This window comes from Plantibacter flavus (assembly GCF_900177615.1).
In the GTDB taxonomy this organism is placed as follows: domain Bacteria; phylum Actinomycetota; class Actinomycetes; order Actinomycetales; family Microbacteriaceae; genus Plantibacter; species Plantibacter flavus.
Window position 1 is genome coordinate 428,823 of record NZ_FXAP01000004.1, and the last position, 14,991, is coordinate 443,813.

The following is a 14,991-nucleotide window of genomic DNA, read 5'->3' on the forward strand; positions in this document are numbered from 1 at the left end:
GCTACCGGCCGATCGTACCGCGGACGATCCCCGCCTCGGCGAGCGCCGCCTGCGCCTGCCGGTGCTTGTTGTCGATCGAGGCGCCGATCTCCTGGGCCAGTCGGGGTTTGCTCCGCACGAGCTGGTCGATGGTGGACAGCGGCATCCGCAGGACCAGGGTCGTCCCGTCGGCGATCGCGGCGGCCATGGCGACCTCCCTCGTCAGCGCCGTCTGGCCGATGAAGTCGCCGACGCCGAGTCGTTGGAACGTGATGAGCCCGTCCGTCGTCGGCACGGCGAGATGGACGCCACCCTCGACGAGGAACCGCATCGCGCCGGGGATGATCCCCGCCTGTTGGATGGTCTCCCCCGGCCCGTACCGCTCGAGCGCGCAGGTCCGGGCGAGGTCGTCGTAGTCCTCCTCCCGCGCGTGGAGGGTCGGTGCCAAGGCCGCGATCGCACTGCGCAATCGCTCCGGCGTCGCGATCGGGTCGGAGCCGTCGCCGTCGAGCGCGAGACCGCGGCGCCGCGAGGCGTACCAGAGCCAGGCGCGGAACAGGGCGACGGCGGCGTCGGCGGTGGAGGGCCCGGACACGGGCAGGGTGACGGAGAACCGCGCGGAACCGAGGTAGGAGGCGGACACCACGTCCCCCGGTTCCAGCATCGGGAGGCCCGATCCGACCTCGCGGAGCAGCCGGAGCACGTCGTCGGGCGGGTCGTCGGTCGAGAAGGTCACCTCGACGCTCGCGGTGTACGCACCGGCCGGCTGACTGAGGTTCGTGAACGACGCCCCGGCGAGCGAGGAGTTCGGCACGATCTGGATGCCGTTGCCGGTGTCGAGGTGCACGGCGCGCCAGTTCACCTCGACCACGCGACCGCGGACGCTTCCCGTGTCGAGCCAGTCGCCGAGCCGGAACGGCTGCTCGAACAGCAGCAGCAGCCCGGAGATGACCCCACCGACCGCGTTCTGCAGGGCGAGGCCGATCACGATCGACGTCACGCCGAGCGCGGTGACGAGGCCACCGATGTCGGCTCCCCACACCCAGGAGAACAGGATCGCCAGGCTGATGAGGATGAGGGCCAACCGCGCGAGGTCGACGAAGATCGACGGGATCCGGTCCCGCCACGACCCTTCCTCGGCGTTCGCGAACAGGGCGACGTTGAAGGCGGAGAGGATGAGCAGGATCACGAGGAACCCGAGGAGGGTGCCGACGATCCGCACCCAGGTGATGTCGTCCGCCCGTGCCGTGGCGAACACCAGGAGCGCGAACACCGCGCCGACCGGCACCACATAGTTGCGCAGCAGACGGATCGGTTTCGCCGCCGCGTGCTTCCGGCGGTTGAGCGCACCGAGCACTTCGGTCAGGACGATGAGCAGCACAGGGACGCCGACGGCCAGCGCGACGGCCCAGGGGAACCACGCCTCCTGCCACACCTGCGTCATGACTTCGGCCCCGAGACGACCTGCCAGACGGCCTGCGGACCGCCGCGCGTCTCAACGGTGCCGGCGGACTCGAAGGAGACCGTGTCCTGCATACGGTCGCGGACCCGCTGGCTGACGAAGATCCCGGCCCGACCGGAGACCGACTGCACCTGGTTGGCGAGACTGACCGCGTCACCCCACATGTCGTAGGCGAGGCTCGTCCGGCCGACGAGGCCACTCGTCACGACACCGGTGTCCACCCCGATCCGCAGGGTCAGGTTCGCCTGGTGCTGCGCGTTGAAGCGTTCGACGATGGTCCGCATCTCCAGCGCGAAGTCGAGGGTCCTGCGGACGTTGTCGACGCGGGGCACGATGAGGCCGCAGCTCGCGAGGTAGCCCTCCCGCAGCGTCCGCACCTGCTCGATCCCGAGTCGTTCCGCCGCCTCGTCGAAGCTGCGGACGAGGGCGTTGAGCATCGACAGTTCGCGCTCCGGATCGAGGCCACGGGTGAGGTCGTCGAACCCGACGAGGTCGGCGAAGATGACGGACACGTCCTGGTGGACCTCGGAGATGGTCTCCTCGCCCTCCTTGTAGCGTTTCGCCACCGTCGCCGGCATGAGCGTCAGCAGGAGCTTCTCGTTCTCGGCCCGCTGCTCGTCGATGAGTTCCTGTTTCACCCGGAGGCTGCGACTCATGTCGTTGAAGGCGGCACCCAGGTCGCCGAACTCGTCGCGTCTCGTATTGGGCACCTCGACGCTGTAGTCACCGGCCGCCACGCGCCGCACCGCGCCGACCAGCGCCCGCACCGGGCGCGCGAAGACCTGCGCGAGGAGCAAGGAGAGCAACGACACCACGACCACGATCGCGAGGACGGAGATGATGAGGTTCCGGGTGAAGTCGGTGACCGGTGCGAAGGCCTCCGACGAGTCGATCCGCGCGACGAGCACCCACTGGAGCCCGTCGATGTCGAGCGGTGTGTAGGCGGTCAGGTTCTCGCCGCCGAGATAGCCGCGACCGATGAGCGTGCCCGTCTGACCGGCCAGCGCACGTTCGACGGACATCGTGCGCGTCGGTTGGATCTGGATGGTGCCCGTGACGTCGACGGCGCGCTGCGCGTCCTGCGGCGGCGTCCCGGCGGCGATCGACTGCTTGAGGTACGCCTCGGGGTCCTCGAGGAGCAGCCGGGAGGTCGAGCGCATCAGCTGGTCGGGTCCGGCGAGATAGGTCTCGCCGGTCTCCCCCAGACCGTCGTCCTTCCACTCGCCACCGCTCGTCATGATCGTGTTGATCTGACTGATGGGCACCTGCAACGCCAGGACGCCGTCGATGCGCCCGTCCTGTCCGACCGGCGAGAAGATCCACTGTGTCGGTACATTGAGCGAGGGCTGGTACCGCTCGAAGTCCGTGATGCCCGTGTAGTCGACCGCGTTGGACCGCAACGCCTTCGTGAAGCCGTCGCCGAGCACACCGCCCTGGTACGGGCCCGTCAGCACGTTGGTCCCGAGGTCCGGTCCCTTGAACGCGCTGTACACCACATCGCCCTCGTCGTCGATGAGCAGGGCGTCCTCATAGCCGAAACGGTTGATGATCTCGCGGAAGTAGTCGTTGTAGGTCGCATTGACGGCCGACCAGGTGCTCCCGTCACCGGCGTCGTCGACCGTGATCGCCTGGTCGTAGTCGAGATCCTCGGGCGTGTAGACGGACTGCAGGTAGGTCTGCGCCGGGTTCGTCGGGATGAACGCCTCCGGATCCGCGGTGTCGCCGGTCTGCTCGTCGAGCGCGGGGACGAAGGTGTCCGTGTAGAAGCGGTCGACGGCTGCGGCTCGCTCCGGGGCGACCGGCTGCTCCTCCAACTCGTGGAACGCGTCGTGGTACCGGTTCATCGCGTCGACGACGGTGGTGCCGCGGGTGTACACGACCAGTGAGTCCGCCGTCTGGCGGTAGAAGTTGGTGATCTCCCGAGCACGCGACTCGCGCAGCTCGGTCAATCGCTCGAACGACGCCTGCCGGAGCGATTCGCTGCCGGAGAGGTAGCCGACGATTCCGGTCACGACCGACGCGCCCACACTGACGAGCAGCAGCATCACGAGCAGCTTGGATTGGATGCTGAAGCCGGGCCGCCCGAAGCGACCACGTCCGAGGCCGCGGGACCGCGCTGCCGACGACGGCGCGGGTGGGATCGGCGGACCCGTCGTCGAGGCTTCAGCGGCTGCGGTGCCGTCGTGTGGCGATGGTCCGGATGGTGCGTTCACAGCTGCGGTCATCGACGAGTCCCCTACTCGATCCGGCGGTGCGCGGGCGCCCCTCCTTCGGGGGTCACGATGGCGCTCACTTTAGCCACACTGGTCACGCGCCCACAATGGCTGGACCACAGTTGTTCGCGGACTGGACACTGCGCGGCGGCGCGGCCGCGCGGCGGCGCGCTGCGTCGTGGCGTGACCGGGAGGGGTGTCCCGCGACCCGGTTCAGACGGTGACGGCCTGCTGGGCGTAGAGCGTCGCGTACACGCCGCCGGCGGCGAGCAGTTCCTGGTGGGTGCCGCGCTCCACGATGCGCCCGCGATCGAGCACGAAGATGACGTCGGCGTGCACGATGGTCGACAGGCGGTGCGCGATCGACACCGTGGTGCGTCCGCGGGTCGCGTCGTCGAGCGCCACTTGCACGACCCGTTCGGAGATCGTGTCGAGGGCGCTCGTCGCCTCGTCGAGGATGAGCACCTCCGGGTCCTTCAACAGGACGCGCGCGATGGCGATGCGCTGCTTCTCGCCGCCGGACAAGCGGTACCCGCGTTCCCCGACGAGCGTGTCGTAGCCGTCCTCGAACCGAGCGATCGTCTCGTGGATGTTCGCCGCGCGGCAGGCGGTCTCGAGCTCGTCGAGGGTGGCGTCCGGCTTCGCGTAGCGGAGGTTCTCCGCGATCGTCGCGTGGAAGAGGTAGGTCTCCTGGCTGACGATGCCGATGCGGGAGACGAGGGACTCCTGCGTGACGTCGCGGACGTCGGCGCCCGCCACCATGACCCGGCCGCCCGACACCTCCTGGAAGCGCGGGATGAGGTACGAGATGGTCGTCTTGCCCGCTCCTGAGGGGCCGACGAACGCGGCGAACTGTCCGGGTTCGATCGTGAAGGACACGCCGTCGAGGGTGGGTGTCGAGTCGTCCTGGGCGTCGGCGTATCGGAAGGTGACGTCGTCGAAGCGGATCTGCGGCGCGGCGCTCGGGAGCGGTGCGGCACCTGCGCGGTCGGCGATCGCCGGCTTGAGGTCCAGGTACTCGAAGATCCGGGCGAAGAGGGCGCCGGAGGTCTGCAGGTCGAGGGCGACGCGCATGACGCCCATGAGCGGGAACAGCAGGCGGGCCTGGATGGTGGTGAAAGCCACGATCGAGCCGGCAGTGACGTCCGCCGCTCCACCGGTGATGAGCCAGCCGGCCACGAGGTACACGATCGCAGGGATGGACGACAGGAAGATGTTCACCATCGCGAAGAACCACTGACCGCTCATCGCCTGGCTGACCTGGAGGCGGATCTGGGTGCGGTTCTCGGCGCTGTACCGCTCGACCTCGGTGTCCTGACGGTTGAAGCTCTTCGCGAGGAGCACGCCGGAGACGCTCAGCGCCTCCTGGGTGATCGCGGTCATCTCCGACAGCGACTCCTGCGTCTTCGTCGCGATCCGTGCCCGGACCTGACCGACGCGGCGCTGCGCGATCACCAGGATCGGCATGAGGATGAGGGCGACGATCGTCAGCTGCCAGTTGAGGATGAGCATCGCGACGAGCGCGGAGATGACCGTCACGGTGTTGCCGAGCACGCTCGACACGGTGTTGGTGAGGACGTTCGCGACGCCGCCGACGTCGTTCTGGAGGCGCGACTGGATGATGCCCGTCTTCGTTCGGGTGAAGAAGCTCAGTTCCATCGCCTGCAGTTGCGAGAACAGCTTGATGCGCAGGGCGCCCATGACACTGTTGCCGACGGTCGCCGTGAGGTAGGTCTGCCAGACCCCGAGCAGGGCGGCGATGATGAACAGCGCCACCATCGCGCCGACGATCTCCGCGAGGGCGACGAGGTTCGGGCTGCCACCGTCGGTCGGGAACAGGCCGACGTCGAACGCCTGCTTGACCAGCAGCGGTGGGAGCACCGCGAGGGCCGCGCCGATGACGACGAGCACCATCGTGAGGATGATCTTGGCGCGGAAGGGCACGAACAGCGCGACGATGCGCTTGCCCAGGTTCGGGATCCGCGGTGCCTCGGCGTTGAGCGCCTTCTGCGCCGCCATGTCGCCACCGCTGACGCGGCTACCCGCGCGGGGCCCGCCGCCCCCGGGTGCACCGCCGCGTGGCCCGCCCCGTCCGCCGTGCATGCTCATTCCGCCACCCTATCCCCGCCCACCGTCCTCCCCGCCCCTCTCCCCTCCTCCATCGCCCCGTCCGGTCCCGTCCTTTCTTTCTCCCTAACTCAGGAACTCTCCGGCGCGGCGCCCCGTCACGGGCTACCGCCCGCGCGACACGCCGCCCACTTCCTGAGTTAGGCAAGCCAGGCACGACCCTCCACAGCCCGCGTGTGCGCGACACCTTGCACGACGGGGGCGCTCGGGTAGGAGGGCGACCAGCCCCGGCGCGCACGATCGGAGGATGACGATTGCGACGACCTTCCTGGAGCCAGCTCATGGGATCGCCACCGTCCATCAGCTCCGGCGGCTCGGGCACACGAAGGAGACACTTCGGATCTCGGTCGAGACCGGGATGCTGATACGGGTGCGGCGCGGTTGGTACGCGGCGCCGGACGCGGCGAGTGACCTGGTGAGGGCTGTGCGAGTCGGGGGCCGACTGAGCTGCGTCTCGGCAGCACGTTGGTACGGCTGGGCCGTTCCGTCGACGCCTCGACTCCATGTCGCGCTACCGCCGAATGCAGCCCGCCTCCGTTCGGCCGATGAGCGGTGGAAACGTCCGCCGGCCGAAGACCGCGACGACGCCGTGCTCCACTGGGACGACTGGGCCACAACCCCCACCCGCGGCACCCTCCTCCCGATGCTCGTCGAACCACGGCGACAGGTGATCGGCCACCTGGTCGATTGCCAGCACCCTGAGGTCGTCGGGGCGGCTCTGGACTCGTTCACCCACAGAGAACCCGCGCTGTCGACAGCACTCCCCTCCTGGATCGATGCACTTCCGTCGCCACGCGCCGAGCGGTTACCGCGTGTGGAACCGGGTTGCCACAGTTTTCTCGAGAGCATCGCTCGCATCCGCCTCGAGTCCGCCGGCATTGTCGGCCGTCACCAGGTCGTCATTCCGGCTGTCGGCCGGGTCGATCAGGTGATCGACGGATGGCTCGTCCTCGAGTGGGATGGCCGTGAGTTCCACGACAATCGCGACGCTCACGAAGAGGATCGCTGGCGGGACGCCCAGTTGGTCGTGCAGGGGTATCAGGTGTTGAGGTTCACATATCGCATGGTGATGAACGACTGGTACGTCGTCCTGGGTGCTATCCGGTCGACGTTGGCCGCGGGTCCACTCGGCCCACCTCCACACGTCGCGCAACGCCGCCCCTGATCGATCCAACAGCTGCCCGCCCTGGTTCGAAACGTTCCCTAACTCAGGAGAGGCGCGGCGTGTCGGGTCTGTCACGCCCCTCTTCGGCGAGGCTCGCCGAGACGCTCCTGAGTTAGGGAGGGAAACAGCACGAGAAGGGAACGACCCGCAGACGCACGGACGCCCCGGGAGCGTGAGCTCCCGGGGCGTCCGCGCACCGACGACGCTGTCGATCGGAGGATCGAACCGCGTGTCGGGTCAGCCCTTCGTCGAACCGGCCAGGAGCCCGCGGACGAAGTACCGCTGCAGTGCGAAGAACACGACGAGCGGGACGAGGATCGAGATGAACGCGCCGGCCGTGAGCAGGTGCCATTCGTTGCCACGCGTACCTGTGATCTCCGCCAGCAGCTTCGTGATCGGTGCGACCTCGCCGTCCGCGAAGATGAGCGCGACCAGGAGGTCGTTCCACACCCACAGGAACTGGAAGATCGCGAACGACGCGATGGCGGGCATGGTCAGCGGCAGCACGATCCGGAAGAAGATCTGACCGTGACCGGCGCCGTCCACGCGTGCCGCTTCGATGACCTCGCCGGGGATCTCCGCGACGAAGTTGTGCAGGAGGAAGATCGCCAGCGGCAGCGCGAACATGGTGTGGGCGATCCACACCTGGGCGAAGGTGCCGCTCGCGTCCAGTCCCTCGCCGACCTGCAGACCGAAGATGTTCAGGCCACGGGAGAAGGTCGACAGCAGCGGGACGAGCGCCATCTGGATCGGCACCACCTGCAGCGCGAACACGAGGATGAACAGGAAGTTCTTGCCGCGGAAGTCGATCCACGCGAACGCGTACGCCGCGAGGCTCGCCACCACCAGCGGGATCAGGGTCGCCGGGACCGCGATGGCGATCGAGTTGACCCACGAGCCCGCCAGGTTCAGCGTCGAGTTGCCGGCCTGCAGCACCTGCACGTAGTTGTCGATGGTGACCTGGAAGTCGGAGAAGATCGTCCACCAACCAGTGGTCTTCACCTGCTGCTCAGGCCGGAACGAGGAGACGAAGAGACCGAAGGTCGGGATCGTCCACAGCACCGCGATGACGACGGCCGCGATGGTCGCGCCACGGCTCGTGAGCCGCTTCTTCGTCCGTCGGCTCGCAGCCTCGATGCCGCGTTCACCCTTCGCGAGCTGGTCCTTCGTGGACTCGTCGATCGGTAGTTCGATCGGCTGCACAGCACTCATCGGATCTCCCTCTGCTTCTTGATCTGCCGTGCGTTGTAGATGACGATCGGCAGCACGAGGATGAACAGGATCACGGCGAATGCCGCACTCCGGCCGTTCTCGAAGTTCTTGAACTGGGTGTACATCTCATTCGCGATGACCGAGGTGCCGTTGTTGCCGGCGGTCATGGTGCGGACGATGTCGAAGACCTTCAGCGACGCGATGGAGATCGTCGTGACGACGACGACCAGCGAGGAGCGGATGCCGGGGACGATGACGTTGGTGAAGCGCTGCCAGCCGTTCGTGCCGTCGAGCTCGGCGGCCTCGATCTGCTCGGTGGGGACACCCTTGATCGCGGCGGACAGGACGACCATCGCGAACCCGGTCTGCACCCAGATGAGCACGACGATGAGGAACAGCGTGTTCCACGGCTCGTTCTGCAACCACTGCACCGGGGTGCCGCCGAACCACACGACGATCTGGTTGAGCAGACCGATCTGGGTCGCGCCCGCCTCACGGTAGGCGTAGATGAAACGCCAGATGATGGAGGCGCCGACGAAGGAGATCGCCATCGGCATGAAGACGAGGATCTTGAAGTACTTCTCGCCGCGGGACTTGTCGATGAACACGGCGTAGGCGAGGCCGAAGGCCGTCGACAGCGACGGGACGAGCAGCACCCAGATGATCGTGTTGATCACGGTCCGGATGGCGCTCGGCTGCGTGAACAGCCAGATGAAGTTGTTCAGCCCGACGAAGTTCTTGCCGGAGGCCGACATGAACGCGGCGATCGTCGTGTTGATCGACGGCAGGATCAGGCCGATCAGCAGCAGCAGGAAGGCCGGTGCGAGGAAGCCGACGAGCTGGACGAGGTACCCGACGCCCTTCTTGGACCGGTAGTCGAGCAGGAAGAGCACGCCACCCAGGACGGCTGCGACGGCAGCGGCCCACAGGAACGAGCCGAAGAAGAGGACGACGACGACGGGCACCAGGACGCAGAACGCCAGACGGATGACCGTGTAGAGGGTGCCCTTGCGTGGCGCGATGTCCACGAAGAAGAGGAGGAGGGCCACCACCGCGCCGAAGGCGATGACGACGATCGGGATCTGGGCGAGCGGTGGCAGTCCGCCCAACCAGTTGAGGAAACCTGACATAGCTGGCCTTTCGAGTACGGCGTTGGACCCTGAGTGAACCCTAGGGGGTTCCACTGCCGAGGCGGAAGCGCCGGAGGGTGGTGATCACCCTCCGGCGCTTCCGCTCATGAGCAGCAGTTCCGGATATCGATTACTCGCTGGAGGGCCAGCCGGCTTCGATGTCCTTGAGGACCTGGTCGGTCTCGTCGCCGTTGATCCAGTTCACGAGGCCCTTCCAGAAGGTTCCGGCGCCGACGGCACCGGGCATCAGGTCGGAGGCGTCGAAGCGGAACGTGGTCTTCTCGTCCTGCAGGATCTCGATCGCCTGGCTGAGGATCGGCGTCGAGGCGTTCGCCGGGTCGAGGCCGTTGTTGGCGGAGATGACGCCGCCGAGCTTGACCCGCTTGTTCGCCCACTCAGGGCTCGAGAGGTACTCCTGGACCTTGACGGTGCTCTCGTCGTCGCTGAACGCGCCGACGATCTCGCCACCACCGGTGACAGCGGTCTCGCCCTCCTTGATGCCGGGGGTCACGAAGGCCCACACGTCACCGTCGGGGGCGACGGTCGCGCCGGCGTCCTCGAGGAAGCCGGAGAAGAACGATGCCTGGTGGTGCAGTGCGCAGGCGCCGGAGGCGAGCGCCGGAGCGACGTCACCGAACTCGGTCGAGTTGATCGAGGACACGTCGCCGAAGCTCGCGTTCACGTACTCCGGGTTCTTGAGGATCTCGCCGACCGAGTCGAACGCTTCCTTGATCTTCGGGTCGGTGAACTTGACCTTGTTGGCCACCCAGTCGTCGTAGACGTCCGGGCCCTGCTGGCGCAGGACGAGGTCTTCGATCCAGTCGGTGCCGGGCCAGCCTGAGGCGTCGCCGGAGCCGAAGCCGGCGCACCAGGGTGCTGCGCCGGTCTTCTCCTGGATGGTCTTGGTCAGCGTGAGCAGCTCGTCCCAGGTCTTGGGGACCTCGACGCCCCACTCCTTGAACTTGGCCGGCTGGTACCAGACGAGGCCCTTGACGCTCGCCATGAGCGGAGCGCCGTAGACGGTGTCGTTGACGGTGCCGTAGGCGGCCCAGTCCGTCGACCAGTACTTCTCGATGTTCGCCTTGACGCTGTCGGGCGCGGGCTTCAGGTAGTCGCGCTTGGCGAGGTCGGCCAGGAGGCCGGGCTGCGGGAAGATCGCGAGGTCGGGCGGGTTACCACCCTGGGCGCGGATACCGATCTGCGACTCGAACTCCTTGGAGGACTCGTACTTGATCGTGATGCCGCTGTCCTTCTCGAAGTCGGCCCAGCTCTCCTCGAGCAGCTTCGCCTCGGTGTCGGCGATCGTCCCGTAGATGGTGACGGTCTTGTCGTCGTCGCCACCGCCGCTGCTGCCCGATCCGCCTGAACAAGCGGTGAGCGCGACGCCCGCGACGGCCAGGACGGCCAGCGGCAGGGCCGTCCGGCGGGTCCGAATGAAACTCATCTGTGTCCTCCTCATTGAGTGCTGCAGGTTCGAACGTCTCCAGGGTCGAGCCGTTCCGATGATGCACTGGTGCGGAATCGGTCCGGATGCGGAACCGTTTCCATGCGTCAAAGTACTTCACCCGGCGACAGGATGCAAGCACGAGAACATAACGAAATAGACAGTGAGAGCGCTCCCACCGAAATCACGCGGCCGGACGGACCATTCGTGTTCCAGATGTTATGGATCAGTTCCAGTCGGTAGTTCCAGGTCTGTTCCAGATTCGCTATGGTGGTGCTACCCAACGGAGGGAGTCGGCATGAGTGGTGCCATCAGTGATGTCGCGGCCCTCGCCGGCGTCTCGAAAGCGACGGCCTCGCGAGCGCTCACCGGGCGCGGATACGTGTCGGCCGAGACCCGGGAACGGGTCGTGCAGGCCGCGGCCACGATCGGGTACGTCGCCTCGCCCATCGCCGCGAGCCTGTCCACTGGACGCACGCTGGCCATCGGCGTCCTCACCTCGTTCCTCAACCGCTGGTACTTCGGTGAGGTCCTGGAAGGCGCCGAGGGCGCTCTCCGTGCTCGGGGCTACGACTTGACGCTCCACCATCTGCCGCCCGACTCCCCGGAACGCGACCGCATCTTCGACTCGTACCTCACGAACAAGCGCTTCGACGGCATGATCTCGATCGGGATCGAGGCCTCGCAGGACGAGATCGCGCGCCTGCTCGCCAACCCCCGCCCGCTGGTGTCGATCGGGGGCAACATCCGCGGGGCCCACTCCATCAACATCGACGACCAGGCGCTCGGCCGCGAGGCGACGGAGCACCTCATGACGCTCGGGCACACGCGCATCGCCCACATCACCGGCCACGACGCCGAACTGCAGACGGACACCGTGCACGGCAGGCGCCTGGCCGGCTACCTGGCGGCGATGGAGGATGCGGGGCTCACCTCCGCCGTGCACGTTCTGCCCGCGGTCCACTCGTTGCCGGGCGGGTACGAGGCCGCGGCGCAGTTGCTGCGGGACTCGAGGATCCGTCCGACGGCGGTGTTCGCCTCGACGGACGAGGTGGCGATCGGCATCATCATCGCCGCACGACGCCTCGGGATCACCGTTCCGGCGGAGCTGTCGGTCATCGGGATCGACGGGCACTCCTACGCGGAGATGTTCGCGCTCACCACCTTCGAGCAGGAGCCCCGCGCGCAGGGGCGGCATGCCGTCGAGATCCTCCTCCAAGACCTGGAGGACGAGCAACGCGCGCAGGCCCCGGACTCCGGGGAGCCGGGCAGCACCGTCTCCGAGGTGCGCTGGCCGACCCGTCTGGTGATCCGGCAGACCACGACGCGCCCCGAGTCCGCCGAGTAGACACCCCGGCTGCACTCCCAGCGCGGTGCGCTGAGCCGAGCGCGCCCCACTGACGTGAGCGCACGCCCCCGGAGGGGAGCGCTCGCGTCAGTGGGGCGCGGTGAGCGGTCCGATCAGCTCGCGTCGGCTGCGGTGATCGCGATGGCCTCGTCGAGCTCGCTCTCCACCGGACCGTCGACGCGGGCGAGGTGCTTGCGTCCGAGGACGACGATGAGCACCGCGACGATGAGCGAGCCGGCGGCCACGTAGTAGGGCGCGGCGGGCGAGATGAGCTTCGCGATCTCCGCGGCTGCCGGCGGCGCGATGGCACCGCCGAGGAACCGGACCGACGAGTACGCCGAGGATGCGACGTTGCTCGGCAGGTCCGTCGCCTCCATGACCGACTCGGTCAGCACCGTGTTCATGACGCCGAGCAGCAGCCCGCCGACGACGATGCAGACGATGAGGCCGGTGGTGGACTGGACGAGGAGTCCGGCCGCGACGAGGTCCAGTGCCAGCAACGGCAGGACCAGCTTGATCACGGAGGTGCGACGCATCCGAGCCGTGAGCAGCGGAGCGACGAACACGCTCGTGACCGCCAGCGCGACACCCCAGCCGAAGAAGGTGAACCCGAGCCCCATCGCATCGAGCCCGAGCGGGAACGGCGAGTACGCGAGGAGCGTGAAGAAGCCGATGTTGTAGAACAGGGCGGCTGCCGCGAGGGTTCCCAGCGACGGGATCGCCAGCGCTTTGAACGGCGCGGACAGCTTGAGCGGCGCAGGCTTCGGCCCCTCGGTCTTCAGCAGGGTGACGATCGCGATGAACCCGACCGCCATGAGCGTCGCGGTGCCGAAGAACGGCCACTTCCAGCCGATGCCGCCGAGGAGACCACCGAGGAGTGGACCGATCGCGATGCCGAGCCCGAGTGCGGCCTCGTACAGGATGATCGCATTGGCGCGACCGCCAGCTGCCGCTCCGACGATGGTGGCGAGTGCCGTCGAGATGAAGAGCGCGTTGCCGAGGCCCCAGCCGGCCCGGAAACCGATGACGGCACCGACGGAGTCGGACAGGCCCGCGAGGAGCGCGAACAGGACGACGAGTGCGAGTCCGATGAGGAGCGTGCGCTTGGCACCGATCCGGCTCGACAGCCAGCTCGTGAACAGCATGGCCACACCGGTGACGAGCAGGTAGCTCGTGAAGAGCATCTCGGCCTGCGTCGGCGTCGCCTGGAGGTCTTCGGCGATGGCGGGCAGGATCGGGTCGACGAGGCCGATGCCCATGAAGGCGATGACACTCGCGAAGGCGACCGCCCAGACGGCCTTCGGCTGGTGCAGGATGCCGCCGAGGCCTGCACTGTGGCCGGAGCCGTGGCCGTGGCTCGACGCCGTGGGCGTGGAGGACGTGCGTGCGCTGGTGTCGGCGCTCATGCCGTCAGCTCCGAGGCGACCTCGACGGCCACGCGGGCCTGGATGATCTCGACCGTCCTGGCGATCGCGGCGAGGTCGTCGTCCTCGAGGTCGGTGAAGGCAGGCTCCAGGGCGTCGGTGAGCTCGTCGCGCCAGGCGAGGAGGGCGGCCGTCCCCTTGGGGGCGATGGCGATGAGCCACGCGCGGTGGTCGTCGACGTCGGCGATCCGCTTGATCCAGTCGCGTTCGTCGAGGCTCTGTACGAGCTTCGTCATCGTGGGTTGGGACACCCGGCTCTGGCGGGCCAGTTCGCCGACCCGGACGGGGCCGACCGTGGTGAGCACGGAGAGCGTGCGCCAGACGGCGGGCGATTCGGAGGATCCGGTGGCCTGGGCGGCAAGGCGAGTGAGCCGGTGCGACGCCGTGATGAGGTCGCCGAGGATGGTGTGCAGGGGTGAATGCGTACGGTTCTCGGTCATGATCCACCCAGTATACATAGCCAAGCTATGCACTGGCCCTGCGCCACTTCCCCAACTCAGGAGATCGGCGGCGTGTCGCCCGGCAGCGCCGGGCGCCCGAGGCGACACGCCGCGGTGTTCCTGAGTTGGGGAGGGAGTGGTCCGAGGGTCAGCGCATCCAGGTGGTGAAGGACTGGCCGACCCGCGGATCGGGCGGGCGGGCGTCGCTCGCCCGTTCCGACTCGGTGAAGGCGGATGCGAGCTGGGCTCGGATCCAGGTGATGGTTGCACGCCAGCGTGCGTGGGTGTTCATGGTGGTGGGTTCTCCCGATTCGGGCACCGTACCGACGGCCCACGCTCACACGGAGCGGGACGACGACGCGGATACCTGCGTGAACCGTCGACGAACGTCGTCGACGGGTGCAGAGCATCCGCGGCCGTGTGGAGTGACGCGACGAATCGCAAACCCTCCGGTGAACTGACGGAGGGCACCGCTCCCGAACGAATCGGGGGCGATGCCCTCCGATCACGGATGTCTCTGCCGAGTGCATGCAGCACTCGTCTCAGGAAGATCCGCGATCGTCAGCGGCGACCGACCGGAGTCGGTCGCCAGCCCAGTGGTTGTCCCCCGCAGGGGACCGACTACTTGAGCGTGACGGTGGCGCCGGCAGCCTCGAGGGCTTCCTTCGCCTTGTCAGCGGCTTCCTTGTTGGCGCCTTCGAGGACGGCAGCCGGAGCGCCGTCGACGAGAGCCTTGGCCTCGCCGAGGCCGAGCGAGGTGAGCTCGCGGACCGTCTTGATGACCTGGATCTTCTTGTCGCCAGCAGCCTCGAGGATGACGTCGAAGTCGGTCTTCTCTTCGACCTCTTCAACAGCAGCGCCAGCAGCAGCCGGGCCGGCGACGGCGACGGGAGCAGCAGCGGTGACCTCGAAGGTCTCCTCGAACAGCTTGACGAACTCGCTGAGCTCGATGAGCGTGAGCTCCTTGAACGCGTTGATCAGTTCTTCGTTTGACAGCTTTGCCATGATTGTTCTCCTTGTTTCATGCCCTGCAACCGCATCACGCGG

The 14,991-nt window shown here is 67.6% G+C and carries 12 protein-coding genes; 2 read left to right on the plus strand and 10 right to left on the minus strand.

The genetic code is table 11. From position 1 onward, the window contains the following. Position 1 precedes the first annotated feature (1 nt). The 3 genes from B9Y95_RS14420 to B9Y95_RS14430 all read right to left on the minus strand — a co-directional run bounded on the left by B9Y95_RS14420 (position 2) and on the right by B9Y95_RS14430 (position 5,757). Positions 2-1,423: a mechanosensitive ion channel domain-containing protein gene (locus tag B9Y95_RS14420; RefSeq protein WP_085512750.1), complete on the minus strand. Its 1,422-nt coding sequence runs from the start codon at positions 1,421-1,423 to the stop codon at positions 2-4. Beyond that, positions 1,420-3,666, minus strand: a complete 2,247-nt coding sequence (locus B9Y95_RS14425) for an adenylate/guanylate cyclase domain-containing protein (RefSeq protein WP_200811422.1) — start codon at positions 3,664-3,666, stop codon at positions 1,420-1,422. The genes B9Y95_RS14420 and B9Y95_RS14425 overlap by 4 nt, the downstream gene beginning before the upstream one ends. A gap of 201 nt (positions 3,667-3,867) precedes the next feature. Continuing rightward, positions 3,868-5,757 carry an ABC transporter ATP-binding protein gene (locus B9Y95_RS14430; RefSeq protein WP_085512929.1) on the minus strand — a complete coding sequence of 630 codons (1,890 nt, stop codon included), beginning with the start codon at positions 5,755-5,757 and terminating at the stop codon, positions 3,868-3,870. Between the two features lie 667 nt (positions 5,758-6,424). On the opposite strand from B9Y95_RS14430, the gene B9Y95_RS20710 reads away from it, so the two are divergent. Next, a complete protein-coding gene (locus B9Y95_RS20710) occupies positions 6,425-6,946 on the plus strand; it encodes an endonuclease domain-containing protein (protein WP_159453419.1) in 522 nt (173 codons plus the stop codon). A gap of 237 nt (positions 6,947-7,183) precedes the next feature. Here B9Y95_RS20710 and B9Y95_RS14440 read toward each other — a convergent pair whose 3' ends face one another. The 3 genes from B9Y95_RS14440 to B9Y95_RS14450 all read right to left on the minus strand — a co-directional run bounded on the left by B9Y95_RS14440 (position 7,184) and on the right by B9Y95_RS14450 (position 10,732). Next, positions 7,184-8,158, minus strand: coding sequence for a carbohydrate ABC transporter permease (locus tag B9Y95_RS14440; RefSeq protein ID WP_079706730.1), 975 nt, complete (start codon positions 8,156-8,158; stop codon positions 7,184-7,186). Continuing rightward, positions 8,155-9,288, minus strand: coding sequence for a carbohydrate ABC transporter permease (locus tag B9Y95_RS14445; protein WP_085512754.1), 1,134 nt, complete (start codon positions 9,286-9,288; stop codon positions 8,155-8,157). The genes B9Y95_RS14440 and B9Y95_RS14445 overlap by 4 nt, the downstream gene beginning before the upstream one ends. A 130-nt stretch (positions 9,289-9,418) precedes the next feature. Then, complete coding sequence (locus B9Y95_RS14450) at positions 9,419-10,732, minus strand: ABC transporter substrate-binding protein (RefSeq protein ID WP_085512757.1); 1,314 nt, start codon at positions 10,730-10,732, stop codon at positions 9,419-9,421. A gap of 298 nt (positions 10,733-11,030) precedes the next feature. Between B9Y95_RS14450 and B9Y95_RS14455 the strand changes: the two genes are divergently transcribed. After that, positions 11,031-12,080, plus strand: a complete 1,050-nt coding sequence (locus B9Y95_RS14455; RefSeq protein WP_085512759.1) for a LacI family DNA-binding transcriptional regulator — start codon at positions 11,031-11,033, stop codon at positions 12,078-12,080. A 113-nt stretch (positions 12,081-12,193) separates the two neighbouring features. Here B9Y95_RS14455 and B9Y95_RS14460 read toward each other — a convergent pair whose 3' ends face one another. The 4 genes from B9Y95_RS14460 to rplL all read right to left on the minus strand — a co-directional run bounded on the left by B9Y95_RS14460 (position 12,194) and on the right by rplL (position 14,949). Next, entirely contained in the window at positions 12,194-13,486 is a 1,293-nt protein-coding gene (locus tag B9Y95_RS14460) for an MFS transporter (RefSeq protein WP_085512762.1), read from the minus strand. Continuing rightward, the gene (locus B9Y95_RS14465) at positions 13,483-13,944 is read right to left on the minus strand and encodes a MarR family winged helix-turn-helix transcriptional regulator (protein WP_064294532.1); all 462 of its coding nucleotides are present in this window, start codon (positions 13,942-13,944) and stop codon (positions 13,483-13,485) included. Before B9Y95_RS14465 ends, B9Y95_RS14460 begins: the two co-directional genes overlap by 4 nt. A gap of 148 nt (positions 13,945-14,092) precedes the next feature. Beyond that, positions 14,093-14,236: a hypothetical protein gene (locus B9Y95_RS20715; RefSeq protein WP_159453420.1), complete on the minus strand. Its 144-nt coding sequence runs from the start codon at positions 14,234-14,236 to the stop codon at positions 14,093-14,095. Positions 14,237-14,565: 329 nt separating this feature from the next. Then, entirely contained in the window at positions 14,566-14,949 is a 384-nt protein-coding gene (gene rplL / locus B9Y95_RS14470) for a 50S ribosomal protein L7/L12 (RefSeq protein ID WP_056014124.1), read from the minus strand. Between the last annotated feature and the right edge of the window lie 42 nt (positions 14,950-14,991).

What these genes read in the sequence shown, in the direction of transcription:
- B9Y95_RS14420 (WP_085512750.1), bottom strand. Translation starts at nt 1,423, where the DNA reads ATGACGCAGGTGTGGCAGGAGGCGTGGTTCCCCTGGGCCGTCGCGCTG.
- B9Y95_RS14425 (WP_200811422.1), bottom strand. Translation starts at nt 3,666, where the DNA reads ATGACCGCAGCTGTGAACGCACCATCCGGACCATCGCCACACGACGGC.
- B9Y95_RS14430 (WP_085512929.1), bottom strand. Translation starts at nt 5,757, where the DNA reads ATGCACGGCGGACGGGGCGGGCCACGCGGCGGTGCACCCGGGGGCGGC.
- B9Y95_RS20710 (WP_159453419.1), top strand. Translation starts at nt 6,425, where the DNA reads ATGCTCGTCGAACCACGGCGACAGGTGATCGGCCACCTGGTCGATTGC.
- B9Y95_RS14440 (WP_079706730.1), bottom strand. Translation starts at nt 8,158, where the DNA reads ATGAGTGCTGTGCAGCCGATCGAACTACCGATCGACGAGTCCACGAAG.
- B9Y95_RS14445 (WP_085512754.1), bottom strand. Translation starts at nt 9,288, where the DNA reads ATGTCAGGTTTCCTCAACTGGTTGGGCGGACTGCCACCGCTCGCCCAG.
- B9Y95_RS14450 (WP_085512757.1), bottom strand. Translation starts at nt 10,732, where the DNA reads ATGAGTTTCATTCGGACCCGCCGGACGGCCCTGCCGCTGGCCGTCCTG.
- B9Y95_RS14455 (WP_085512759.1), top strand. Translation starts at nt 11,031, where the DNA reads ATGAGTGGTGCCATCAGTGATGTCGCGGCCCTCGCCGGCGTCTCGAAA.
- B9Y95_RS14460 (WP_085512762.1), bottom strand. Translation starts at nt 13,486, where the DNA reads ATGAGCGCCGACACCAGCGCACGCACGTCCTCCACGCCCACGGCGTCG.
- B9Y95_RS14465 (WP_064294532.1), bottom strand. Translation starts at nt 13,944, where the DNA reads ATGACCGAGAACCGTACGCATTCACCCCTGCACACCATCCTCGGCGAC.
- B9Y95_RS20715 (WP_159453420.1), bottom strand. Translation starts at nt 14,236, where the DNA reads ATGAACACCCACGCACGCTGGCGTGCAACCATCACCTGGATCCGAGCC.
- rplL (WP_056014124.1), bottom strand. Translation starts at nt 14,949, where the DNA reads ATGGCAAAGCTGTCAAACGAAGAACTGATCAACGCGTTCAAGGAGCTC.